Below are 19880 nucleotides of genomic sequence, written 5' to 3'. Positions count from 1 at the left end.
TACGCCTACCCGGCAGTTTTGTATTTTCTCAACGAATTAAGACACCAATTCCAGCCCCGCGACCCGGCGCCAGTAGCCGTTGCAGTCGGTTTGATCGGTGAGCGTTAACGGCTGCGCACCCTGCTCGTTGGCACGGAAGCGTTCGACCAGAGCCAACGTCTCCGTGCTCTGCGGCGACAGGCGCACGATGTCTACCAATCCCTGCATACCGCTCAATTCGTTACCCAGGTTATAACAGTAGCCGCTCATGGTCTGAATACCGTTGAGCACGAACACCTGCTGCTGTTCTTGGGAACGCATCATGCGGCCCTGCGGGTATTTGATGCAGCAGGTTTCGCATTCGTCCTTGGCGCGGTCTTCAGACCGTGCGGTGAAGCAGCGTGCCGAATAGGCCAGCGGCAGGTGGCCGTAGCTCAGCACTTCCACTTCAAACTGCTGGCGGAAGCCCAGTTCCTCGCATTGAGCCAACAGTTTGGCCAGCCAGTCGCGTGACAGCTCGACCGGCATACACCAGCGGGTCATGCCCTGGCGGTGCAGCAGACGCAGGGTGTAGGCGTTGTAGCAATTCAGCGCGTGACCGGCGACGAACGGCAGGCCACGTTCCGCGGCCATGTTCACCGTGCCCAGATCGTTGGCTTCGATCAGGAATTCGCCGTTTTCCACATAACGCTTCAGTTCGTTCAGCTCGGACGGCGCCTGTAACAGTGCCAGGGTAGAGATCACCACCTGCTTGCCGCTGCGGGCTATCTCTTGCGCCAGCGCCAGCCAGTCTCCCACCTTCATTTCACGCCGTTTGGTGCAGACGCTTTCACCGAGATAAATAATCTCTGCGCTGCTGTTTACCGCCTGCTGATAAAAACTCTCGACCTCGGTTTTTGGCCAGTAGTACAGCACTGGGCCTAATGCGTATTTCATGCGTCCTCCTGCTACTGCCATTTGCGGTGATAGGCACCGAGGGTGGTTTGGGTGCCTTCGGACATCGAGCCGAGCGCCTCCATCCAGCCGGCCTCGGCCTGATAAGCGGCCGGATCGGCCTGGCAGCGGTCGATGGCCTGACGCCACACGCGGGCAACCTGGCTGACATAGGCCGGGCTGCGCTGGCGGCCTTCAATCTTCACTGAAGCGATATTGGCAGCCAGCAGTTCCGGCAGCAGTTCCAGCGTATTGAGGCTGGTGGGTTCTTCCAGCGCGTGGTAGCGCACGTCATCCACCAGATAGCGGCCCTTGCACAGCGTCGGGTAACCGGCATTTTCATCGTCCCGGTAGCGGTCGATCAGCACGCCGTTCAGGCGTGACTCCATACCCTGAGCCGTTTGCTGCCAGCGCACGTAGCGCGCCGGCGAACAGGCACCGACGGTATTGGGGGATTCGCCGGTCAGGTAAGAGGAGAGGTAGCAACGCCCCTCGGCCATGATGCACAGGCTGCCGAAGGCGAAGACCTCCAGCGGCACAGGGCTGGTACGCGCCAACTGTTTAACCTGGTGCATCGACAGCACGCGCGGCAGCACCACCCGACCGACGTCGAAATGGCGTTGGTAGAAGCGAATTGCCTCTTCGTTAGTGGCAGAAGCCTGCACCGACACGTGGCGCTCCAACTGCGGGTAACGTTCGGCGGCGTATTCCAGCATCGCCAAATCGGCGAGGATCAGCACGTCGGCACCCAACTGCGCCGCCATGTCTACCGCCCGCTGCCAGCGGGCATAGCCGTCCGGGTGGGCGAAGGTGTTGATGGCGATGTGCAGCTTACGGTTGTGGCGATGGACGTACTCGACCGCTTCCTGCAGCTTTTTCTCGGTAAAGTTGAGGCCGGCAAAGTGGCGCGCGTTGGTATCATCTTTCAGGCCGATGTACACGGCGTCAGCGCCGTTATCCACCGCAGCCTTCAGGGCCGGCAGATTACCGGCGGGACAAAGCAGCTCCATAGATTTATCCTGACTCAGCATGCACCCATGGCGGATGCGGGCTGTCACAATGTTTACCGGTGACCGTTTTTAACCGGCAAACGCTAATCGGGAGGCAATTTTAGTGAAAGCGCGCTGAACAGGCTTTGATTTGAGGCAGCTTCTGGCGTATTGATAAAGCTGGCGGCGAAATGCACTATTTGTTGATATAGAGCGCTTCTGCCGTGCGCCACTGTGGCAAAATAGTGCATCTGTGTTGAAAGGAGTGAACGACAGTGTTGGAACAATTACGAGCGCGCATTGTGCGCCAGGGGCCGTCGCTGCTGCGAGTACCGCTAAAATTCACGCCGTTTGCTTTGCAGCGCCAGCTTCTGGAACAGGTGCTGGGCTGGCAGTTCCGCCAGGCGTTGGCGGATGGCGATTTGGAATTTCTTGAATCGCGCTGGTTAAAGATCGAAGTCCGCGATCTGGCGCTACACTGGTTTATGACGGTAGAAAACGGCAAGCTGGTTGTCAGCCAACATGCCGAGGCTGATGTCAGCTTCAGCGGCGACGCCAACGATCTGATTCTTATCGCAGCGCGTAAGCAAGATCCCGATACGCTGTTCTTTCAGCGTCGGCTGCAGATTGAAGGGGACACCGAATTGGGCCTGTATGTAAAAAATCTGATGGACGCCATCGAGTTGGAAGCCATGCCTGCGCCATTGCGCCTGGGCCTGCTGCAACTGGCTGAATTTGTCGAAGCAGGGCTGCAGGAGGGCACGGTGCAAACTTCCCGTGTGCCGGTATCATGCTAATCCGCGTAGAAATTCCAGTAGATGCCGCAGGGATCGACGCGCTGTTGCGTCGTGCCTTTGGGCGTGACGACGAGGCCGATCTGGTGCAGCAACTGCGCGAAGATGGCCTGCTGACGCTGGGCATTGTCGCCACCGACGACGAAGGCGGCGTGGTAGGTTATGCGGCGTTCAGTCCGGTGGATGTGGCCGGGGAGGATCGCCAATGGGTCGGTCTGGCACCGCTGGCGGTGGACGAAAGCCTGCGTCGCCAAGGGCTGGGTGAAAAACTGATCTACGAAGGATTGGATTCACTCAATGAGTTCAGCTATGCCGCAGTAGTGGTGCTGGGCGATCCCGCTTATTACGGCCGCTTTGGCTTTAAACCGGCTGCCGCCTACGGGCTGCAGTGCCGTTGGCCGGGCAGCGAAGCCGCCTTCCAGGTGTATCCGCTGGCGGAAAATGCTCTGGATGATGCGCGCGGGGCGGTGGAGTTTTCCGAGCCGTTTAACCGGTTTTAATCTCAGCGTCCGGCAGTAGATGATCCAACGAAAGAGGCGGGTGATTCACCAGCCTCTCTTTTTGCGTTTTGCTCAGTTGCTTCACCCGATATTCCAGCCTTAGCGCTTTAGAACGATCCCCCGCCAGGCAGTGAAACGCCAACACCAGCTCGCCTTTGCCCCGCAGTGCCTTTGCACCTTTGCCAGCCTGATGCTGCGCCAGACGTCGTTCGACGTCGGTAGTAATGCCGGTATACAGCATGCCGTTAGGCAGACGCAGCATGTAAAGGTGCCAGGGGGAGAGGGTATCGGTCATGAATAAGCAGCAACTTCGGTGGTCAGGGTGGGAATATGATGGCATGTTCGCCGTCGTAATCCCACCCTGTCCGCCTGCGGATGATTACGATTAGCCTTTTTTGCCCGCCATTTCAAAGCGAGGTGAAACGATGCCGTACAGCGTCCAGCCGAGGAAAGTGGCGATGGCACCCCACATCATGGCCTCTTCACCGGAACTGTAGAGCGCATAGAAGCTGTAAAGCGCGCCAATGCCGGCAATGATGTTGGCGATACGCGCTTTTTTCTCCGGCACTTTCGCCACCTTCTGAATAATGATCAGCGCCGCCATCGACAAGATGTAGGGGATAATATTGGTCACCACGGCCAGGTTAACCAGCACGTTGAACTGCTTGTTCAGCGACGGGCTGATGGTCATCAGCGACAGTACGCTCTGGATAACGACGATGGTCAGCATGCCTTTGACCGGGGCGTCCGCCTTGCTGAGTTTCGAGAAGATTTTCGGGAAGAAACCGCTGTCGGCGGAAGATTTGAATACCTGAGCGATGGTGAACTGCCACCCCAGCAGCGACCCGACGCAGGACATGATCATCAGTGCCATGATGATCTTGCCGACCGTTGGGTTGAACATATGGGAAAACGCCAGCCCAAACGGCGCGGTGGAATTGGCCAGGTCCATATTCGGTACTATACCGGCGATCACGTTGGTCGAAACGATATAGATCACTGCGGCGCTAAGCGTACCGCCCAATACGGCGATCGGCACATTACGTTCTGGGTTCTCCACCACATCGGTATTGGCACAGGCGGATTCGAGGCCCAGGAAAGCCCATAGGGTCATGGAAATCGAAGCGCCAATGGCTTCAAAAGTTGGCACCTGATGCGGGTTCCACGCGGCGACGTAAGCGCTGCCGCTGAACCAGTGCCAGCCGATGATCGAAATCCCGACCACCGGGATGATGACGCCCCAAACGGTGATGCCGCTGATCCTGCCGGTAATGCGAGCGCCGCCGAAGTTGGCGACCGTGGCTAACCACAGCACACCAATGGTGGCGATACAGATCCCCAACGGGCTCAGGTTGGCGCCAAACAGCTCGGTACCGTAACCCACGGCGGAAATGGCGATGGCGATATTGGCGATCAGTAACGAAACGCCGTAGGTATAGTTCGCCATAAAGTTGCCCGATTTGCCGAAGGCATATTCAGCATAACCCCCCATACCGCCGGATTTACGGCTGAACATCCCGCATTTGGCGAAGGCATAGGCCAGCGCCATTGAACCAACCGCAGTGACCAACCAGGAAACAATAGAAATTGTGCCTACCTCGGCCAATTTGGTCGGCAGCATAATTATGCCGGACCCCATCATGTTGACGGCCGTCAGGATCGTTAACTGCACGACCCCCATTTTATTATTAGACTTACTCATGATCATTCTCTCTTTTATGATGCGATCTGGGCGGTGAATAATATTCACCGCCTTGTGAGGTCATTAATTACTCATGACGTAGCCGTAAGCGCGATTCCAGCCATCTTCATCTTGTTGGATATAAACACCCTGCAATTCCGGTGCGAAACCAGGAAGTAAATTAATGCCTTCCTCCAATGCCAGGAAATAACGCTGTGCAGCGCCACCCCATATTTCTCCAGGGACGACACATAAAACACCCGGAGGGTAAGGTAGTGCACCCTCTGCCGCAATACGGCCCTCAGCCTTGGCCAATGAAACCAATTCGATATTGCCGCGGACAAATTCTGTATTGGCATCTTGCGGGTTCATGGCGACACGAGGGAAATAATTCTTGCGGAACATCTCTTTTTGCAGTTCTTTAACATCGTAACTGACATAGAGATCGTGCATTTCTTGGCAAAGTTGACGCAGGGTATAATTCTTGTAGCGTTGCTCATTGCTTTTATATACCGCGGGCAGGACTTCACTGAGTAATGAATCCTGCTCGATGTGTTTTTCAAAGCGGGCAATCAGCGCCACCAGATGCTGCATTTTGGCGATGTCTTCGGCCGGCGTGAGAAGGAACAGGATCGAGTTGAGATCGCATTTTTCCGGTACTATGCCGTTTTCGCGCAGATAGTTGGCCAAAATGGTCGCCGGAATGCCGAAGTCACTGTAGTTACCGCTCGCCGTGTCTATGCCCGGCGTGGTGAGCAACAGCTTGCACGGGTCGACAAAATACTGCGATTCCGCATAGCCTTCAAAGGCATGCCACTTCTCGCCTGGCACAAAGTTGAAGAAGCGCAAATCGTTGGCCATTGTCTCGGTGTCATAAGACTGCCAGGGCTTGCCGTCGATCTGGTCTGGAACAAAAGGTTTGATTAACTGGCAGGTCTCCAGCAGCATTTTACGGGCTTCAATCCCTACGCGAACGCACTCCTTCCACAGGCGCTGACCGCTTTTCCCTTCATGCATTTTGGCATTGACGTCCAGAGCGGCAAACAGCGGATAGAACGGGCTGGTGGAAGCATGCAGCATAAAAGCGTTATTAAAGCGTTTATGGTTGCAATAGCGACTTTGGCCTTTGATATGTTTGTCTTTTTTATGGATTTGTGAGGTTTGCGAGAAGCCGGCCTGCTGTTTGTGAACGGACTGGGTAACAATGATCCCCGGGTCGTTTTCATTCAGTTCAAGCAGTAAAGGCGAACAATCTTTCATCATTGGGATGAATTGTTCGTAGCCCACCCAGGCGGAGTCAAACAGGATGTAATCGCACAGGTGCCCAATCTTGTCGACCACCTGGCGAGCGTTGTAAATGGTGCCGTCGTAGGTGCCTAACTGGATGATTGCCAGACGGAAAGGCCGGGCCTCATTGGCACGCTCCGGCGCTACTTCGCGGATTTGCTGACGTAAATAACGTTCATCGAAGCAGTGCGCATCAATACCGCCGATAAAGCCAAATGGGTTGCGGGCGGTCTCCAGATACACCGGCGTTGCACCAGCTTGAATCAGAGCGCCATGGTGATTGGATTTATGGTTATTACGGTCGAACAACACTAAATCGCCGCGTGTTAACAGGGCGTTGGTCGCAACTTTGTTTGATGCCGAGGTCCCATTCAGCACGAAATAGGTCTTATCGGCGTTAAACACCTTGGCTGCGTGTTGCTGCGCGGCACAGGGTGCCCCTTCGTGGATCAATAAGTCGCCCAGTTTGACGTCCGCGTTGCACATATCGGAACGGAACAGCGTCTCGCCATAGAAATCAAAGAACTGACGTCCGGCCGGATGTTTACGGAAGAATTCACCGCCCTGATGGCCCGGACAGGCAAAGGTGGCGTTACCCATTTCGACATACTGCGTCAGCGTGTTGAAGAACGGTGGCAGCAGATCTTTTTCATATTTTACCGCTGCGGCCTCCAACTGCTTGCCGTAGAACTGGGTGTTTTTCCCGCAGAGTTCAAATACCCCGTGCAGCGCCGGTAATACGGCATTGTCCAACTCTTCTTCGCAGCAAACCGCCACAAACAGCGGGATGTTCAACCCGATCTCTTCGAGATGCGTCACCATGCCCTTCGTAACGTCCTCAACGGACAGCACAATGGCGGCGACATCATTGAAATCGCTGTGATGTACATCGACAATTTCACGTTCTGTTTCAAAGCAGCCCAGTGTTTTTTCATTAGCGGCAATTTTTAACTTTTTCATTTTCTCATTCTTCAGACAAAGGTATTCCACCGGAAAATAATTAAATCTGCCGTTAATACCTTATTAAAATAAAGGTGTGCGAGAACCTGGCATGCCGGAAGGCATTCCTGAGTTCACTCTATTATTTTGTGATGACGTTCTTATCCCATGAAGATGAATTACGATGTTTTCCGCTGCGTAAGCAACAGGAGTTTATCTCTGTTGATCAGAGTGAAAAATAAGTCGTAATGATGTCTTGCGTTCGGAATAAGGACGAACGAGGAGGGAGGTTATCTGAAGTTAAAGAAAGCGAAGCTAAAACAACTACGATGAGCCATCATCATAATATGGGTTGTGCGCCTGATATGCGCCATTTTTCTGTTGTTGTTTTCCATTTCTAATCCACCTTTGTGAGTGAAAAGATGGCGCTATTTTAACGCAGGCTTGAGCAAAATATGTGACATACATCACGCATATGCACCTTCAAGTAAATAACTATTCACTGGTTATGCATTTAGTTGCATAAAAATACCTCTAAAGAGTGATTATGCATGTAAATAGATTGATAACAAATAGCCCTTTCTGCTACCTGATTTTTTCTATGCGGGAGAAATAGCAAAAAAAATTGCGTTTAAGAGGGGCGTATAATGCGCAATTGAAGTGAGTTTGTTTTTATTATGTTATAAGTCCATATAATGATATTTTGTATATAAATTCACTTTATGTGGGTGTTTATTCTGTTTTGATTTTTGCCGACATTGTTGTTATTTGTGACCCGCCTCAACAACACGGGTTAAGATGAAACAAGCTAACGGGGAGAATTCACAGTGACTATGACCGATGAGCATCAACCTATCGCACAGTTTCTCAGCAAGCAGCACGTACTGACGCTGTGCGCGGGAAACGGCATGGATATGTGGTGCGCCAATTGTTTCTACGTGTTTGACGCCGAGCGGATGGCGCTGTGGTTGATGACCGAAACCCACACCCGTCACGGTGAGCTGATGCTGCAAAACGCCAGCGTGGTGGGCACCATAGCGCCGAAACCGAAGACCATCGCCTTGATCCGCGGCATTCAGTATCGGGCGCAAGCGACGATGCTGAACGGTAAGCAGGAGGCGTTGGCACGGTCACGTTACTGTAAGCGTTTCCAGATTGCCAAGATGATGAAGGCGCCGGTCTGGCAGTTGGATCTGCAGGAGGTGAAGATGACTGACAACACCCTCGGTTTCGGTAAAAAGCTTCACTGGGCGCGGGTCTGAATACCGCAAACTATACTTTTCAGCATCATCAATCAGCGGGAGGGCATATGGCACGGGTATTCATTGTCGGGGCAACTGGGTTGGTGGGTAATGCACTGTTGCATCTGCTGCAGCGTGATCCGCAGGTCACGGCGATCGTGGCGCCAACGCGCAAACCATTGCCGCCGAACGAAAAATTAGAGAACCCGGTAGGGGATGATTTGTTCGCACTGCTGACTGAATGTGAACAGCCGGTCGATATGGTGTTTTGCTGCCTGGGGACGACCCGCCGCGAAGCCGGTAGCGACGCTAATTTCCATTATGTCGATTACACCCTGGTGGTGGAAAGTGCGCAGACTGGCCGCCGGTTAGGGGCGCAGCATTGTCTGGCCGTCAGTGCGCTAGGCGCGAACAGGCGCTCTACGTTCCTCTATAACCGCACCAAAGGGGAAATGGAGCAGGCGCTGCGTGAACAGAATTGGCCGCGCCTGACGCTGGTGCGGCCATCCATGCTACTGGGGTCACGGCCCTCGCCGCGTTTGCTGGAGCGCCTCACCGCGCCGCTGTTTAAATTGCTGCCCGGAAAATGGCGAGCGGTGAGTGCCAAAGACGTGGCGCAAACCCTGCTGGAACAGGCGTTCAGCCCTGGCAACGGCGTTAGGGTGCTGGAATCCGATCGGCTGCATTGTTACCGCAGTGCACGCTGAGATTATCGAACGCCAGCTCCAGGCCAGGCGGCAGTTCATTGTCCGTCAGCCACAAATCGAGATGATGGCTGATGTGCGTCAATAGGGTACGGCCTGGTTGCAAGCGTTGCTGAATTTCCTGCGCACGGGTCAAATCGTTGTGGTTACGCGGTGCCTGCGGCTGAGGGGGCAGGCTGCAATCGAGCACCAGCAAATCCAACGGCACTCCGCGTAGAAAAGCGTCGGTATCGGGCGGCAGGCCGACGGTATCGGTCAGGTAGGCGAGCGATGCCCCAGCGGCCTGGATCAGATAGCCCAGCGTGATTTTTGAATGCTGCAGCGGCAACGGTGTGATGCGCAGCCCGCCCAGTTCAAGGGGTTCGAAGGGGGTTAACGGCGGTTGAAACGCCAGAATACCAGGGTGTTTGAACAGGTCATCGCAGCCCTGCTCGTCTGCCGGACCATAGACGGGAATAAAATTTCCGCACCCCCAACGCAAAGGAAATAACCCCTGTACGTGATCCATGTGGTAATGTGTCAGTAAAAAACGTTGAATTTCCCCCGCCGAAAAACGCCGTTCCAACGACGGTAATCCCGCATCCAGCAAGGTCGTTTCCCCCTGAAATTTGAGCATGGCGCTGCACGGTCGTCGCCGAAACGCCGGCTCGCGCCTCGCCCGCTGACAGACCAGACAATCACAGCCAAACACCGGGATCTGTTGCGCGCCACCGGTGCCGAGAAACGTCAGTTGCATGTCGTCACTCCCGATTATAAATACTTCTCCGCGAAGGCATGGATATCACGGAAATCCGCCAACCGTTGTTGCAGCGTCTGGTGGTCCCAGTGCCACCACTGGCTGCGCTCAATGCGTTCGATCAGGGCGTCGTCGAAACGCATGCCGATCTTTTTGGCCGCTACGCCGGCGACAATCTCATAGGGGGCGACATCTTTGGTGACGACGGCCGCGCTGCCGATAACGGCACCGTTGCCGATGCTGACGCCGGGCATGACGATGGCGTTATGACCGATCCAGACGTCGTGGCCGATAGTCACATGCTGTTCGCGCCGCCAGTCGAAGAACGCTTCGTCGTCTTCTCCCAGGTCATACTCTGAAGCGCGGTAGGTGAAATGGTGTTGGGCGATACGCTGGTAAGTGGGGTGATTGCCAGGATTAATGCGTGCATAAGAGGCAATTGACACGAATTTGCCGATGGTGGCGTAAAAAATCTGGTTGTGTCCGGCGGTATAGGAGTAGTCACCCATCTCCACCTCTTCCAGAATCGCATCGTCGGCCAGATGTACATATTGGCCTAAGCGACTGCGGTTAAGCGTCACGTTGTTACCGATTTTCGGCTGTGCAGCATCGTTCATGGCACGGCATCCTGTGGTTGTTTTGCCAAAGAGGGCAGCAGCGCCAACAGCGCCGCCAGCGTGTCATCAAGGTTGCCGTCGTTATCCAACCGTCGGCAACCGGCAGGGAGTTTTTCCTGGTACTCTGCCGCTCGCGCCAATCGTTGTTCGATCTGCTCGGCATTTTCGCGTCTGCGGTTTTGCAGCCGCTGGCGGAGAATATGCGTACTGACCTGCAGGCAAACCGGCAGCAGCTGTGCGCCATAACGCTGCTGCGCCTGCAATAAGTGAGCGCGCGAGCCATTGACCACCACATCGATCCCCTGCAGCAACCAAAGATCCACTTCGATCCCAAAAGCGTAATGATGCTGGTGCGCGTGCCAGTCGAGGGCGAACAGGCCTTTGGCGCGGCGGCGCAAAAATTCGGGTTCACTGAGCGCAATATGGTTCTCGCAGCCGGCGTCTGCCGGCCGGGTGATATAACGGTGCGCCACCAGCGGCGCACTGTCGGCATGGGCGCGCAGGGCGGCCAGCAGGCTGTCTTTCCCGGCCCCGGAAGGCCCCATCAGATAGATAAGCTGTGCCATCAGAACACCTGCTTGCCCTGGCGCCACACGTTCTGCACGTAGATATGCTCGCCGTGCGGCCGCGCCAGCACCAAATCTGCCCGTAATCCTTCGGCGATGGTCCCGCGATCCTGCAAGTCCAGCGCTTTCGCCGGGTTGCGGGTGATCATCTGCACCGCCTGCGGCAAGCCGTAGCCGTTGCGCTCGTCGGCCGCGATACGAAATGCCGCATCCAGCAGGCTGGCCGGGTAATAATCGGAAGACAGAATATCCAACACCCCCAACGCCGCCAGATGGTGCGCTGCCACGTTGCCGGAATGGGAACCGCCGCGCACGATATTCGGCGCCCCCATCAGCACCTGTAATCCTTGCTGATGCGAGGCCAGGGCCGCGGCTTCGGTGGTGGGGAATTCGGCAATGGCGCTGCCCAGCGCACAGGACTCGGCTACGTGTTCGGCGGTCGCGTCGTCGTGGCTGGCAAGAGAGATCTTGCGTGCCCGGCAGTGAGCGGCGATCGCTTCGCGGTTTGGCGTGGCCCAGCGAGCGGAAAGCCCGATTTGCTGCTCCTCAAAGTCGCTCATCTGCTGGTCATTGAGGTTGTATTTGCCCTGATAATATTCGCGGTATTTTTCTCGCGAAGCGAACTGGCGCTGACCCGGCGAATGGTCCATCAACGACACCAGAGACACGCCCGGCTTGTCCATCAGCTGTTCGAACAACGGCAGGGTGCTGTCGTGCGGCAATTCGCAGCGCAGGTGCAACCGGTGTTCGGCGCGATTCACCCCCGCACGCTGGCTGTGGATCACCGCGTCGATCATTTTTTGCAGGTTCTCCAGCCGATGACCGCCGTCGCGTACGTCGCCAATGGCCACTGCGTCCAGCACGGTGGTGATGCCATTGGCCACCATCAATGCATCATGGCTGCTCATGGCCGAATGGGCCGGCCAGTCGACGTTAGGGCGCGGGGTGAAAAACTTGTCCAGGTTGTCGGTGTGTAATTCGATCAGGCCAGGCAGCAACCAGCCGCCTTCACCGTTCAGTGCCTGGGGTAACTGACTGGGCGTATCGGCAAAACTGCGGATCGTGCCGTCGTTGATCTCCAGCGATCCTTCGACAACCTGATCTTCCAGCACCAGCTTCACGTTATTGATGATCATCAGAGGATCTCCAGCGCCTGTGGCGCCTGCATGTCATATAACCGGTCGGCGACCTGCTGACGGACGCCCTCATCATGAAAAATGCCGACGATAGCCGCGCCGCGCCGTTTAGCCTGTTCGATCAAGGCGACCACTGCCGCGCTGTTGCGGCTGTCGAGTGACGCCGTGGGTTCGTCCAGCAGCAAAATCGGATAATCGACAATAAAGCCGCGCGCAATATTCACCCGCTGTTGCTCGCCGCCGGAGAAGGTTGAAGGCGCCAACTGCCACAGACGCTGCGGCACATTGAGCTGGTTAAGCAAGGTTTCGGCGCGCTCACGGCATTCGGCGCGATCGGCACCCTGTTCCAGTAACGGCTGCATCACGACGTCCAGTGCGCTGATACGAGGGATCACTCGCAGGAACTGGCTGACCCAGCCAAGGGTATGACGACGAACCGCCAGGATTTGGCGCGCTTCGGCCTGCACCATGTCCAGCCATTCCCCCTGATGGTTGACCCAGATATGGCCGCTGTCGGGCAGATAGTTGGCATACAGCGAGCGCAGCAGGGTTGATTTTCCGCTGCCGGAATGGCCGTGCAGCACCACACACTCACCGCTGCTGACCGTCATGTTGGCGTCGTGCAACACCGGCAGCCGCGTGCCGTGCTGCTGGTGGAGCACAAAGGTTTTGCTGAGGTGTTCAACCCGGATTTGAATAGTCATCTGTTATTACCTTGAGTTACGACAGCACCGAAGAAACCAGCAGTTGGGTATAAGGATGGTGTGGATCGTCCAGCACCCGGTCGGTCAGGCCGCTTTCCACCACCTCGCCCTGTTTCATCACCAGCAAGCGGTGCGCCAGCAGGCGCGCCACACCGAGATCGTGGGTGACGATCACCGCCGCCAACTGCATTTCCACCACCAAAGTGCGCAGCAGATCGAGCAGCCGCGCCTGCACCGAAACGTCCAGACCACCGGTGGGTTCGTCCATAAATACCAGCTTCGGGTGGGTCACCAGATTGCGGGCGATCTGCAAGCGTTGCTGCATGCCGCCGGAAAAGGTGGTCGGCAGATCGTCAAGGCGCGACAGCGGGATCTCAACGTCTTCCAGCCACTGCCCGGCCTGACGGCGGATGTCGCCATAGTGGCGCTGGCCGATGGCCATCAGCCGTTCGCCGATGTTGCCGCCGGCGGAAACCTTGGGCCGCAGCCCGTCGAGCGGGTGCTGATGCACTACGCCCCAGTCGGTGCGCAGCAGGCGGCGGCGATCGCTTTCCGCCATCGCATATAAATCATGCTGTTGCCCGGCCTGCGGACGGTAGAGGATCTGCCCTTGCTGTGGCGCCAGCCGCGCAGAGATCGACTTCAGCAGGGTGGTTTTGCCGGAGCCGGATTCGCCGACGATGCCCAGCACTTCACCGGGGTAGATATCGAAAGACACATCGCTAAAGCCTTTGCCCGGCGCGTACAGGTGGGTCAGGTTAGCCACCGACAGCAGCGGCGTGGTGCTCAGAGGGGTGGAAGTCATCAGTGCTGCGCCTCTTGCGAAGGTTGCGCCAGTTGCTGCTGGCAGTAATCGGTATCGGAGCAGACGAACATGCGGTTGCCCTGGTCGTCGAGCACCACCTCGTCCAGATAACTGTGGCGCGAGCCGCACAGCGCGCAGGGCTCGTCCCACTGCTGTACGCTGAACGGATGATCGTCGAAGTCCAGGCTCTCCACTTTGGTAAAGGGTGGCAGGGCATAGATACGTTTCTCGCGTCCGGCCCCAAACAGCTGCAGCGCCGGCATCATGTGCATTTTCGGGTTATCGAATTTGGGGATCGGCGACGGATCCATCACGTAGCGGTCATTGACCTTCACCGGATAGGCGTAGGTGGTGGCGATGTGGCCGTAGCGCGCGATGTCTTCGTACAGCTTCACCTGCATCACGCCATACTCTTCCAGCGCATGCATTTTGCGGGTCTCGGTTTCTCGCGGTTCGATAAAGCGCAGCGGCTCAGGGATCGGCACCTGATAAATCAGGATCTGGTCTTCGCGCAGCGCAGTTTCCGGAATGCGGTGACGGGTCTGGATCAGCGTAGCCTCGGGCGTGCGTTCGGTGGTGGCGACCCCGGCGACGCGCTGGAAGAAGCGGCGAATCGACACGGCGTTGGTGGTGTCGTCGGCGCCCTGATCAATCACCTTCAGCACGTCGGCACGGCCAATCACGCTGGCGGTCAACTGAATGCCGCCGGTGCCCCAGCCGTAGGGCATCGGCATTTCACGGCCGCCGAACGGCACCTGATAACCGGGGATGGCGATTGCCTTCAAAATGGCACGACGGATCATGCGCTTGGTTTGCTCGTCCAGGTAGCCCAGGTTGTAGCCGGTTAATACTTCACTCATTGCGGGCCTCCTGACGCTCGCTAAATTCCTGGCGCAGACGCTTAAGCAGTTCCAGCTCTGCCTGGAAATCGACGTAGTGCGGCAGTTTAAGGTGGGAAACAAAGCCGGCGGCTTCGACGTTATCGGCATGGGCCAGCACGAACTCTTCGTCCTGCGCCGGGCTGGCGATGCCTTCGTCGTACTCGGGGCTTTGCAGTGCACGGTCTACCAGCGCCATTGCCATCGCCTTGCGTTCGGCCCGGCCAAACACCAGACCATAGCCGCGGGTGAAATGCGGCGGCTGGTCAACCGGATCGATAAAACCGTTAACCATCTCGCATTCGGTTAGCAGGATTTCGCCGATATCAATGGTGAAACCCAGCTCTTCTGGCGTGATCTCCGCTGATACATAGCCGGTGCGGATCTCGCCGGCGAACGGGTGGGTACGGCCGTAGCCACGTTGGGTGGAGTAGCTCAGCGCCAGTAAAAAGCCTTCGTCACCGCGCACCAATTGCTGCAGTCGCGCTGAGCGTGAGCAGGGGTAAACCGGAGGATTACGGGTGATATCGTCCGGTATGCTGCCGTCGTCCCGCTCCGCCAATGCCAGCTGTTGCTGACTGAGCAGATCAAACACGTGGGCGCAGTTTTCCGGCAAGGGTTCGTCCGCCTGTGGTGCGCGGGGGGCTTCTCCTTCCGCCAGCAACGCGAAATCCAACAGCCGGTGGGTGTAATCGTAGGTTGGCCCCAGCACCTGTCCGCCGGGCAAGTCCTTATAAACTGCCGAGATGCGGCGCTCCAGTCGCATATTTTCTGTCGCCAGCGGTTCGCCGATCGCCAGGCGCGGCAGAGTGGTACGGTAGGCGCGCAGCAGGAAAATGGCCTCGACCAGATCGCCGCTCGCCTGCTTGATGGCCAGCGCCGCCAGCTCAGGATCGTAGATGCCACCCTCGGTCATGACCCTGTCCACGGCCAGGCCCAGCTGCTGCTCAATCTGCAGTGCGCTCAGTTCCGCCACGCTGTCATCGCCGCGCCGCAGCTGTTCCTGTAACTGATGGGCGGCCTCAATGGCTTTTTCGCCCCCTTTAACGGCAACGTACATCAGCACACCTCCACGTGGGTGGTTCGCGGTAACGCCAACAGGCATTCGCCGCAGGTCAGCAGGAAATCCAGCCCCAGCGGGAAGCGCTGCGGGCGGTTAAGCAGGTAATCCAGCAGCGCCGGCGGCAGCTGCGGTGAAATAATTCGTTGATGTTCGATGCCTGGCCCGGTCAGGCGCAGTGCGGTGCCTTGTTCCAGGCTAGCTAACTGCACAATCACCGTAGCGCTGAACTCGGGGGAAATTTCGCTGCCGTGCGGCAATGCCTGTAAATCGGTCGCCTGCAGTTGGCTATCGAACAGGGCGAAACACACCTCTTCGGCGCGGTCGGCCAGCGGTGCGCCGCTGTGGAAGCGAATGTTTGTTAGCGCTTGCTCACTTTTTAGCTCAGGACTCAGCTGGATCGAAGTTTCCTGATCCGCCAGGGTCAGCAAGGCTGCGGTACTGGCGGCATTCAGCCTGTCCCAGGTTGGGCTGCCTTGCAGCGTAACCACATGCCCAGGCTCGCTTAACGCCTTAAGAATTAAGCGGAAAGTTTGCTGAGATTGGTCGATCGGCTGGGTAAAACCTGTCAGTAGGCTCATGATTAATCCCCTCGCACCAGCGTAAAGAAGTCCACCCGGCTGGAGGCGACGGCCCTTGCACGCAGCTGGCGTTGCTCGTGTTGCAGCGCGGCCAGCGGCTCTATCAGCTGTTGTTGCAGCAATTCGGCCTGCTCCGGCAGTTGCAGCAGGGCATCCAGCAGCGCGCAGAGTTCGGCATGCGCCTTATCGCGCCCGGCGATATAGCTGTAGCCATAGCCGCCGTTTTCGAGCTGGACCACCGCACGGGTGACGGTCATGTCGCCCAAGACGAAGCGGCGGCCAGTGGCCCCCATGCGCCCCTGCAACTGCGCCAGGCCAATCTCCGGTGCACGGATGCTCTGGTAGCGCGGGTTGATATTCAGCGCCTGCCAGTGGCTGCGCAACTGGGCCGGCTGGCTGTGCGCCAGTACCGACATCCAGCGTTGTCTCGGCTGTAAGGCTTGCATTTAGTGCTCCATCGTCAGTTCAATCATGTCGGCGCGCGCCAGGCTGACGGAGTATTCCGCCACGTTGTCGCTGCCGGTGCAGACGTTCAGGGTGCGCACGCACAGCAGCGGCGCCTGGGTGGCAATTTCCAGCATCCGGCTCTCTTTGGCCTGGGCCCGGCGCGCACTGATGCGTGTCTGGCTGCGGGTCAGCGGCTGGTGGATGTTTGATTCGATAAATTCGTGCAGCGAACCGCTGTGGAACTGCTGTAGCGCCGGCCACCAGTCCAGATCGGGCAGATAGTGGTCGATCAGGCTCATCGGTACGCCGTTGACCCGGCGCAAAGTGCGAAGGTGGATCACCGTTTCGCCTTCTTCCCGTGACAACGCGCTGGCAACATGCCCATTGCACGGGCGTAGTACAGCGAGTAAGCGCTCACTGGTGGGGTGGCTTCCCTGCTCGAACAGGTTCTGACTGAAACGGGTATTGGCATGCAGCGGGTAGTCGTAGGGGCGCATCAACACCAGAATGCCGATCCCGTGCCGGCGTTGCAGCCAGCCGCGCTCCACCAATTGATCGACTGCACGACGCAGGGTATGGCGATTGACCTGATAGCGTTCCGCCAATTGCTGCTCGGAAGGCAGGTAGTCGCCACAGCGGTATTGGGTGCGCAGCTCTTGTTCCAGCTGCGCGGCGATTTGCTGATAGCGGGTGGGGAAACTGGTCGGATGTCTAGATAAGTCCATCATAATAAAAAACCTCGGTGGCCATAACGACATAAAAAATATGCGGTTTATTGGCATGTCTTACAGTGCTTACCCTACGGCTTGAAAGACGACGGGTAGGTCCCGTGGTGAAGTTGGCATCATCTTGCAGGCGTCAGATGACAATCGCGTTACGCGTCGGTGGCGAACAGATGAACTATTTTGGACAGGCAGATGATGCGCAGGGGGCCGCTGCGCGCTAAGCTGACGCTATTGATGATTGAACCGAGTTAATCTAAGCCCATGCCACATCCCCTGACTGCAACTGAACACCGCGCGCGCCCTTGGCCGTGGTGGAAACCGGCGCTGTTTCTGCTGGTGGTGGCCATCGGCCTCTACTACGTCAAATGGCAGCCTTATTACGGCAAGGCCTTTCTGGCGGTGGACACGCATTCCATCGGCAAATCGATACTGGTCAACGACGACAGCAGCCCGTGGCTGGCGGCCTGGCATTACGCGCTGGTCTATTTCACGGCGGTATGGAAGGCGGCGGTGCTCGGTGTGGTGTTGGGCTCATTGGTGCAGGTGCTGATCCCACGCGATTGGTTGATGCGCACGCTCGGTCATCCGCGTTTTTCCGGTACCTTGCTGGGCGCGGTGATCGCACTGCCGGGCATGATGTGTACCTGTTGTGCCGCGCCGGTAGCTGCCGGATTAAGGCGTCAGTCGGTGTCCAGCGGGGCAGCGATGGCGTTCTGGCTGAGTAACCCGGTGCTGAATCCGGCCACGCTGATTTTTATGGGCTTTGTGCTCGGCTGGCAGTTTGCCGCAATCCGGCTGGTGGCTGGGGTGATCATGGTGCTGGGCATCGCCTGGCTGGTGCAGCGTGCCACTGCCAGGGATCCGCAGCCGGCGGCTTTGCAAACGCCGCTGCTGCCGCTGGATAAAGCTGACGAAAAGCCGTTTTTCGGCCGCTGGCTCAAGGCGCTGTGGTCGCTGTTTTGGTCCACCATACCTGTCTACATTCTGGCGGTATTGGCGCTAGGGGCCGCGCGCGTTTGGCTGTTCCCGCATGCCGATGGGGCGATAGATAATAGCGTGTTGTGGATTATTGGCCTGGCGATCGCAGGTTGCCTGTTCGTGATCCCGACGGCGGCGGAAATCCCGATTGTGCAGACTCTAATGCTGGCGGGTATGGGCACCGGCCCGGCGCTGGCGCTGTTGATGACCCTGCCGGCGGTCAGCCTGCCTTCGTTGCTGATGCTGAACAAGGCTTTCTCTGCCAAGGCACTGTGCCTGACAGCGCTGTTGGTTGCGCTGTGTGGGATCGTCACGGGCGTGGTAGGAATGGGGTTGGTATAAATTGTTTAATAAATAGTCTTTCATTCGTATTTGCGTTGTCACAAATGTGCTAACGTTGGCAGGTTTTCAGTTGTTAAATATTGAGCGAATGCAGGAGTATCAAGATGGAAAGCCGTATCCAGTTTCGCATTGAGGATGAGACTAAACGTTTGGCGCAGAAAGCCGCAGAAGCCAAGGGGATCACTTTGAGTGAGGCGTGTCGACGTTTGGCTGAGCAAATGGCGGATGAGCAACGGGCCACTGAGCAACATGAAAATTGGTTGAAAGAAAAGGTTGATGCCGCTTTTGCCCGTTTGCATGAAGGAAGTGCGGTCTATCTTGACCAGCAACAGGTTGATGAAAGCATGGATGCCTTTAAGGCAAAAGTCCGAGCGAAATACGACCGAAAATAAGGATCGTTATGCGTGTCGAATGGGATGAAGAAGCGCTACGGGACAGGGAACGTATTTTTGATTTTCTCTATCCTTTTAATCCACAGGTTGCTGAGCAGGCTGATGCTGAGATTGATAAGGCAGTGAAGCGCCTGTTGGATTACCCTGAACTCGGTAAAATTTGGTACAGGCAGGCGCGTAAGTTATTGGTCAGCCAGGCTTCATTAATAGTTTTATACGTTGTTGTCGACGACGTGATTAAGGTTTTAGCCGTTGTTCATCAACGAGAGAAATTCCCCGACATAGAGAACTAACGCAGCTTATGCACCACCTGATTAGCGCTGCCGCGCCAAATCAGCGCCGGATCTTTTAAGTCCTGCACAAACTTTCCGTCAATCAACACGTTAATCCTGTCCACTATCTGCATTTGCTGCGCATCCAGCTCCGCCAGCCGGTAGCCGGTCCACAGCCAGATATCCTTGCCCGGGCATTCGGCGCGCACCCGTTTTACCAGTTGCAGCACCGCCGCGACGTTGGCGGGGTGCAGGGGATCGCCACCGGACAGCGACAGCCCTTGGCGCGGAATGCGCGTATCGTTCAGGTCGGCAATCAACCGGTCTTCCATCGTCTGGGTAAACGGCTGGCCGGAGTTAAGCCGCCAGGTACTTTTGTTGTAGCAGCCAGGGCACTGGTGCACGCAGCCGGCAACAAACAGCGTGCAGCGGGTGCCGGGGCCGTTGACGACATCAATGGGGTAATACTGGTGATAATTCATGCGAGGTCTGCCCATCTGGCTATTTTACTTGCCATTTTCCCCTCGGGCAGTGCTCTGAATACTCACGTACTGCGTGTACGCTCCGTTTCTTCCGCGCTGGCCGAGGGTAAAT

Annotated in this window: 25 protein-coding genes; 7 read left to right on the top strand and 18 right to left on the bottom strand. The window is 56.9% G+C overall.

Annotation, left to right across the window (positions count from 1 at the left end):
• Positions 1-36: 36 nt before the first annotated feature.
• On the bottom strand, positions 37-915 hold the full coding sequence (locus tag AC1RKG_RS20735; protein WP_308529972.1) for a U32 family peptidase: 879 nt from the start codon (positions 913-915) through the stop codon (positions 37-39).
• An 11-nt stretch (positions 916-926) separates the two neighbouring features.
• Positions 927-1922, bottom strand: a complete 996-nt coding sequence (gene ubiU / locus AC1RKG_RS20730) for a ubiquinone anaerobic biosynthesis protein UbiU (RefSeq protein WP_044553975.1) — start codon at positions 1920-1922, stop codon at positions 927-929.
• A 254-nt stretch (positions 1923-2176) separates the two neighbouring features.
• Between ubiU and ubiT the strand changes: the two genes are divergently transcribed.
• Entirely contained in the window at positions 2177-2698 is a 522-nt protein-coding gene (gene ubiT, locus AC1RKG_RS20725; RefSeq protein WP_020824966.1) for a ubiquinone anaerobic biosynthesis accessory factor UbiT, read from the top strand.
• Positions 2692-3195 carry a GNAT family N-acetyltransferase gene (locus tag AC1RKG_RS20720; RefSeq protein WP_020824967.1) on the top strand — a complete coding sequence of 168 codons (504 nt, stop codon included), beginning with the start codon at positions 2692-2694 and terminating at the stop codon, positions 3193-3195. The genes ubiT and AC1RKG_RS20720 overlap by 7 nt, the downstream gene beginning before the upstream one ends.
• Here AC1RKG_RS20720 and AC1RKG_RS20715 read toward each other — a convergent pair.
• From AC1RKG_RS20715 to speFL, 4 genes are all read right to left on the bottom strand, one after another.
• The gene (locus tag AC1RKG_RS20715) at positions 3182-3490 is read right to left on the bottom strand and encodes a GIY-YIG nuclease family protein (protein ID WP_071844585.1); all 309 of its coding nucleotides are present in this window, start codon (positions 3488-3490) and stop codon (positions 3182-3184) included. The genes AC1RKG_RS20720 and AC1RKG_RS20715 overlap by 14 nt on opposite strands.
• Positions 3491-3580: 90 nt before the next feature.
• Positions 3581-4897 carry a putrescine-ornithine antiporter gene (potE, locus tag AC1RKG_RS20710; protein ID WP_115060310.1) on the bottom strand — a complete coding sequence of 439 codons (1317 nt, stop codon included), beginning with the start codon at positions 4895-4897 and terminating at the stop codon, positions 3581-3583.
• A 63-nt stretch (positions 4898-4960) separates the two neighbouring features.
• On the bottom strand, positions 4961-7123 hold the full coding sequence (gene speF / locus AC1RKG_RS20705; protein WP_493183666.1) for an ornithine decarboxylase SpeF: 2163 nt from the start codon (positions 7121-7123) through the stop codon (positions 4961-4963).
• A gap of 269 nt (positions 7124-7392) precedes the next feature.
• Positions 7393-7497, bottom strand: a complete 105-nt coding sequence (gene speFL / locus AC1RKG_RS20700) for a leader peptide SpeFL (protein ID WP_112363015.1) — start codon at positions 7495-7497, stop codon at positions 7393-7395.
• 438 nt (positions 7498-7935) lie between these two features.
• On the opposite strand from speFL, the gene AC1RKG_RS20695 reads away from it, so the two are divergent.
• Together AC1RKG_RS20695 and AC1RKG_RS20690 are read left to right on the top strand one after the other, a co-directional pair.
• Positions 7936-8364 carry a YhbP family protein gene (locus AC1RKG_RS20695; protein ID WP_493183676.1) on the top strand — a complete coding sequence of 143 codons (429 nt, stop codon included), beginning with the start codon at positions 7936-7938 and terminating at the stop codon, positions 8362-8364.
• Positions 8365-8411: 47 nt separating this feature from the next.
• Positions 8412-9050 (top strand): NAD(P)H-binding protein, encoded by a 639-nt coding sequence (locus tag AC1RKG_RS20690; RefSeq protein ID WP_493183665.1) that lies wholly within the window; start codon positions 8412-8414, stop codon positions 9048-9050.
• Here AC1RKG_RS20690 and phnP read toward each other — a convergent pair.
• The 11 genes from phnP to phnF are packed head-to-tail and all read right to left on the bottom strand — an operon-like array spanning position 9001 to position 17302.
• Positions 9001-9783 (bottom strand): phosphonate metabolism protein PhnP, encoded by a 783-nt coding sequence (gene phnP, locus AC1RKG_RS20685; RefSeq protein ID WP_041414151.1) that lies wholly within the window; start codon positions 9781-9783, stop codon positions 9001-9003. The genes AC1RKG_RS20690 and phnP overlap by 50 nt on opposite strands.
• Before the next feature lie 14 nt (positions 9784-9797).
• Positions 9798-10400, bottom strand: a complete 603-nt coding sequence (locus AC1RKG_RS20680; protein WP_116691395.1) for a DapH/DapD/GlmU-related protein — start codon at positions 10398-10400, stop codon at positions 9798-9800.
• Complete coding sequence (phnN, locus tag AC1RKG_RS20675) at positions 10397-10966, bottom strand: ribose 1,5-bisphosphokinase (protein ID WP_116691394.1); 570 nt, start codon at positions 10964-10966, stop codon at positions 10397-10399. The genes AC1RKG_RS20680 and phnN overlap by 4 nt, the downstream gene beginning before the upstream one ends.
• Positions 10966-12102, bottom strand: coding sequence for an alpha-D-ribose 1-methylphosphonate 5-triphosphate diphosphatase (gene phnM, locus AC1RKG_RS20670; RefSeq protein WP_048762825.1), 1137 nt, complete (start codon positions 12100-12102; stop codon positions 10966-10968). The genes phnN and phnM overlap by 1 nt, the downstream gene beginning before the upstream one ends.
• On the bottom strand, positions 12102-12806 hold the full coding sequence (gene phnL, locus AC1RKG_RS20665) for a phosphonate C-P lyase system protein PhnL (RefSeq protein WP_020824977.1): 705 nt from the start codon (positions 12804-12806) through the stop codon (positions 12102-12104). The genes phnM and phnL overlap by 1 nt, the downstream gene beginning before the upstream one ends.
• A gap of 16 nt (positions 12807-12822) precedes the next feature.
• Positions 12823-13611: a phosphonate C-P lyase system protein PhnK gene (gene phnK / locus AC1RKG_RS20660; RefSeq protein WP_020824978.1), complete on the bottom strand. Its 789-nt coding sequence runs from the start codon at positions 13609-13611 to the stop codon at positions 12823-12825.
• Positions 13611-14471, bottom strand: a complete 861-nt coding sequence (locus tag AC1RKG_RS20655; protein WP_020824979.1) for an alpha-D-ribose 1-methylphosphonate 5-phosphate C-P-lyase PhnJ — start codon at positions 14469-14471, stop codon at positions 13611-13613. Before AC1RKG_RS20655 ends, phnK begins: the two co-directional genes overlap by 1 nt.
• Positions 14464-15549 (bottom strand): carbon-phosphorus lyase complex subunit, encoded by a 1086-nt coding sequence (locus tag AC1RKG_RS20650; RefSeq protein ID WP_048762826.1) that lies wholly within the window; start codon positions 15547-15549, stop codon positions 14464-14466. The genes AC1RKG_RS20655 and AC1RKG_RS20650 overlap by 8 nt, the downstream gene beginning before the upstream one ends.
• Positions 15549-16130: a phosphonate C-P lyase system protein PhnH gene (phnH, locus tag AC1RKG_RS20645; RefSeq protein WP_493183664.1), complete on the bottom strand. Its 582-nt coding sequence runs from the start codon at positions 16128-16130 to the stop codon at positions 15549-15551. The genes AC1RKG_RS20650 and phnH overlap by 1 nt, the downstream gene beginning before the upstream one ends.
• A 2-nt stretch (positions 16131-16132) precedes the next feature.
• Positions 16133-16576 (bottom strand): phosphonate C-P lyase system protein PhnG, encoded by a 444-nt coding sequence (phnG, locus tag AC1RKG_RS20640; protein ID WP_046374634.1) that lies wholly within the window; start codon positions 16574-16576, stop codon positions 16133-16135.
• Positions 16577-17302 carry a phosphonate metabolism transcriptional regulator PhnF gene (gene phnF / locus AC1RKG_RS20635; protein WP_170868571.1) on the bottom strand — a complete coding sequence of 242 codons (726 nt, stop codon included), beginning with the start codon at positions 17300-17302 and terminating at the stop codon, positions 16577-16579. It lies immediately after the preceding gene.
• Between the two features lie 261 nt (positions 17303-17563).
• On the opposite strand from phnF, the gene AC1RKG_RS20630 reads away from it, so the two are divergent.
• The 3 genes from AC1RKG_RS20630 to AC1RKG_RS20620 all read left to right on the top strand — a co-directional run bounded on the left by AC1RKG_RS20630 (position 17564) and on the right by AC1RKG_RS20620 (position 19307).
• Positions 17564-18622: a permease gene (locus tag AC1RKG_RS20630; protein WP_493183663.1), complete on the top strand. Its 1059-nt coding sequence runs from the start codon at positions 17564-17566 to the stop codon at positions 18620-18622.
• A 104-nt stretch (positions 18623-18726) separates the two neighbouring features.
• A complete protein-coding gene (locus AC1RKG_RS20625) occupies positions 18727-19014 on the top strand; it encodes a type II toxin-antitoxin system RelB/DinJ family antitoxin (protein WP_020824985.1) in 288 nt (95 codons plus the stop codon).
• A gap of 8 nt (positions 19015-19022) precedes the next feature.
• Positions 19023-19307 carry a type II toxin-antitoxin system RelE/ParE family toxin gene (locus tag AC1RKG_RS20620; RefSeq protein WP_046374632.1) on the top strand — a complete coding sequence of 95 codons (285 nt, stop codon included), beginning with the start codon at positions 19023-19025 and terminating at the stop codon, positions 19305-19307.
• Here AC1RKG_RS20620 and nrdG read toward each other — a convergent pair.
• Positions 19304-19768, bottom strand: a complete 465-nt coding sequence (gene nrdG, locus AC1RKG_RS20615) for an anaerobic ribonucleoside-triphosphate reductase-activating protein (protein WP_046374631.1) — start codon at positions 19766-19768, stop codon at positions 19304-19306. The genes AC1RKG_RS20620 and nrdG overlap by 4 nt on opposite strands.
• Positions 19769-19880: the final 112 nt, after the last annotated feature.

The organism is Serratia sp. GW822-FHT06D09, assembly GCF_058799515.1.
The sequence above is the reverse complement of the archived record's forward strand: the minus strand, read 5'-3'. Positions and strand labels throughout refer to the sequence as shown.

Excerpts from the sequence above, each read along its gene's own strand:
- AC1RKG_RS20735 (WP_308529972.1), bottom strand. The coding sequence starts at position 915 with ATGAAATACGCATTAGGCCCAGTGCTGTACTACTGGCCAAAAACCGAG.
- ubiU (WP_044553975.1), bottom strand. The coding sequence starts at position 1,922 with ATGGAGCTGCTTTGTCCCGCCGGTAATCTGCCGGCCCTGAAGGCTGCG.
- AC1RKG_RS20720 (WP_020824967.1), top strand. The coding sequence starts at position 2,692 with ATGCTAATCCGCGTAGAAATTCCAGTAGATGCCGCAGGGATCGACGCG.
- AC1RKG_RS20715 (WP_071844585.1), bottom strand. The coding sequence starts at position 3,490 with ATGACCGATACCCTCTCCCCCTGGCACCTTTACATGCTGCGTCTGCCT.
- potE (WP_115060310.1), bottom strand. The coding sequence starts at position 4,897 with ATGAGTAAGTCTAATAATAAAATGGGGGTCGTGCAGTTAACGATCCTG.
- speF (WP_493183666.1), bottom strand. The coding sequence starts at position 7,123 with ATGAAAAAGTTAAAAATTGCCGCTAATGAAAAAACACTGGGCTGCTTT.
- speFL (WP_112363015.1), bottom strand. The coding sequence starts at position 7,497 with ATGGAAAACAACAACAGAAAAATGGCGCATATCAGGCGCACAACCCAT.
- AC1RKG_RS20695 (WP_493183676.1), top strand. The coding sequence starts at position 7,936 with ATGACCGATGAGCATCAACCTATCGCACAGTTTCTCAGCAAGCAGCAC.
- AC1RKG_RS20690 (WP_493183665.1), top strand. The coding sequence starts at position 8,412 with ATGGCACGGGTATTCATTGTCGGGGCAACTGGGTTGGTGGGTAATGCA.
- phnP (WP_041414151.1), bottom strand. The coding sequence starts at position 9,783 with ATGCAACTGACGTTTCTCGGCACCGGTGGCGCGCAACAGATCCCGGTG.
- AC1RKG_RS20680 (WP_116691395.1), bottom strand. The coding sequence starts at position 10,400 with ATGAACGATGCTGCACAGCCGAAAATCGGTAACAACGTGACGCTTAAC.
- phnN (WP_116691394.1), bottom strand. The coding sequence starts at position 10,966 with ATGGCACAGCTTATCTATCTGATGGGGCCTTCCGGGGCCGGGAAAGAC.
- phnM (WP_048762825.1), bottom strand. The coding sequence starts at position 12,102 with ATGATCATCAATAACGTGAAGCTGGTGCTGGAAGATCAGGTTGTCGAA.
- phnL (WP_020824977.1), bottom strand. The coding sequence starts at position 12,806 with ATGACTATTCAAATCCGGGTTGAACACCTCAGCAAAACCTTTGTGCTC.
- phnK (WP_020824978.1), bottom strand. The coding sequence starts at position 13,611 with ATGACTTCCACCCCTCTGAGCACCACGCCGCTGCTGTCGGTGGCTAAC.
- AC1RKG_RS20655 (WP_020824979.1), bottom strand. The coding sequence starts at position 14,471 with ATGAGTGAAGTATTAACCGGCTACAACCTGGGCTACCTGGACGAGCAA.
- AC1RKG_RS20650 (WP_048762826.1), bottom strand. The coding sequence starts at position 15,549 with ATGTACGTTGCCGTTAAAGGGGGCGAAAAAGCCATTGAGGCCGCCCAT.
- phnH (WP_493183664.1), bottom strand. The coding sequence starts at position 16,130 with ATGAGCCTACTGACAGGTTTTACCCAGCCGATCGACCAATCTCAGCAA.
- phnG (WP_046374634.1), bottom strand. The coding sequence starts at position 16,576 with ATGCAAGCCTTACAGCCGAGACAACGCTGGATGTCGGTACTGGCGCAC.
- phnF (WP_170868571.1), bottom strand. The coding sequence starts at position 17,302 with ATGGACTTATCTAGACATCCGACCAGTTTCCCCACCCGCTATCAGCAA.
- AC1RKG_RS20630 (WP_493183663.1), top strand. The coding sequence starts at position 17,564 with ATGCCACATCCCCTGACTGCAACTGAACACCGCGCGCGCCCTTGGCCG.
- AC1RKG_RS20625 (WP_020824985.1), top strand. The coding sequence starts at position 18,727 with ATGGAAAGCCGTATCCAGTTTCGCATTGAGGATGAGACTAAACGTTTG.
- AC1RKG_RS20620 (WP_046374632.1), top strand. The coding sequence starts at position 19,023 with ATGCGTGTCGAATGGGATGAAGAAGCGCTACGGGACAGGGAACGTATT.
- nrdG (WP_046374631.1), bottom strand. The coding sequence starts at position 19,768 with ATGAATTATCACCAGTATTACCCCATTGATGTCGTCAACGGCCCCGGC.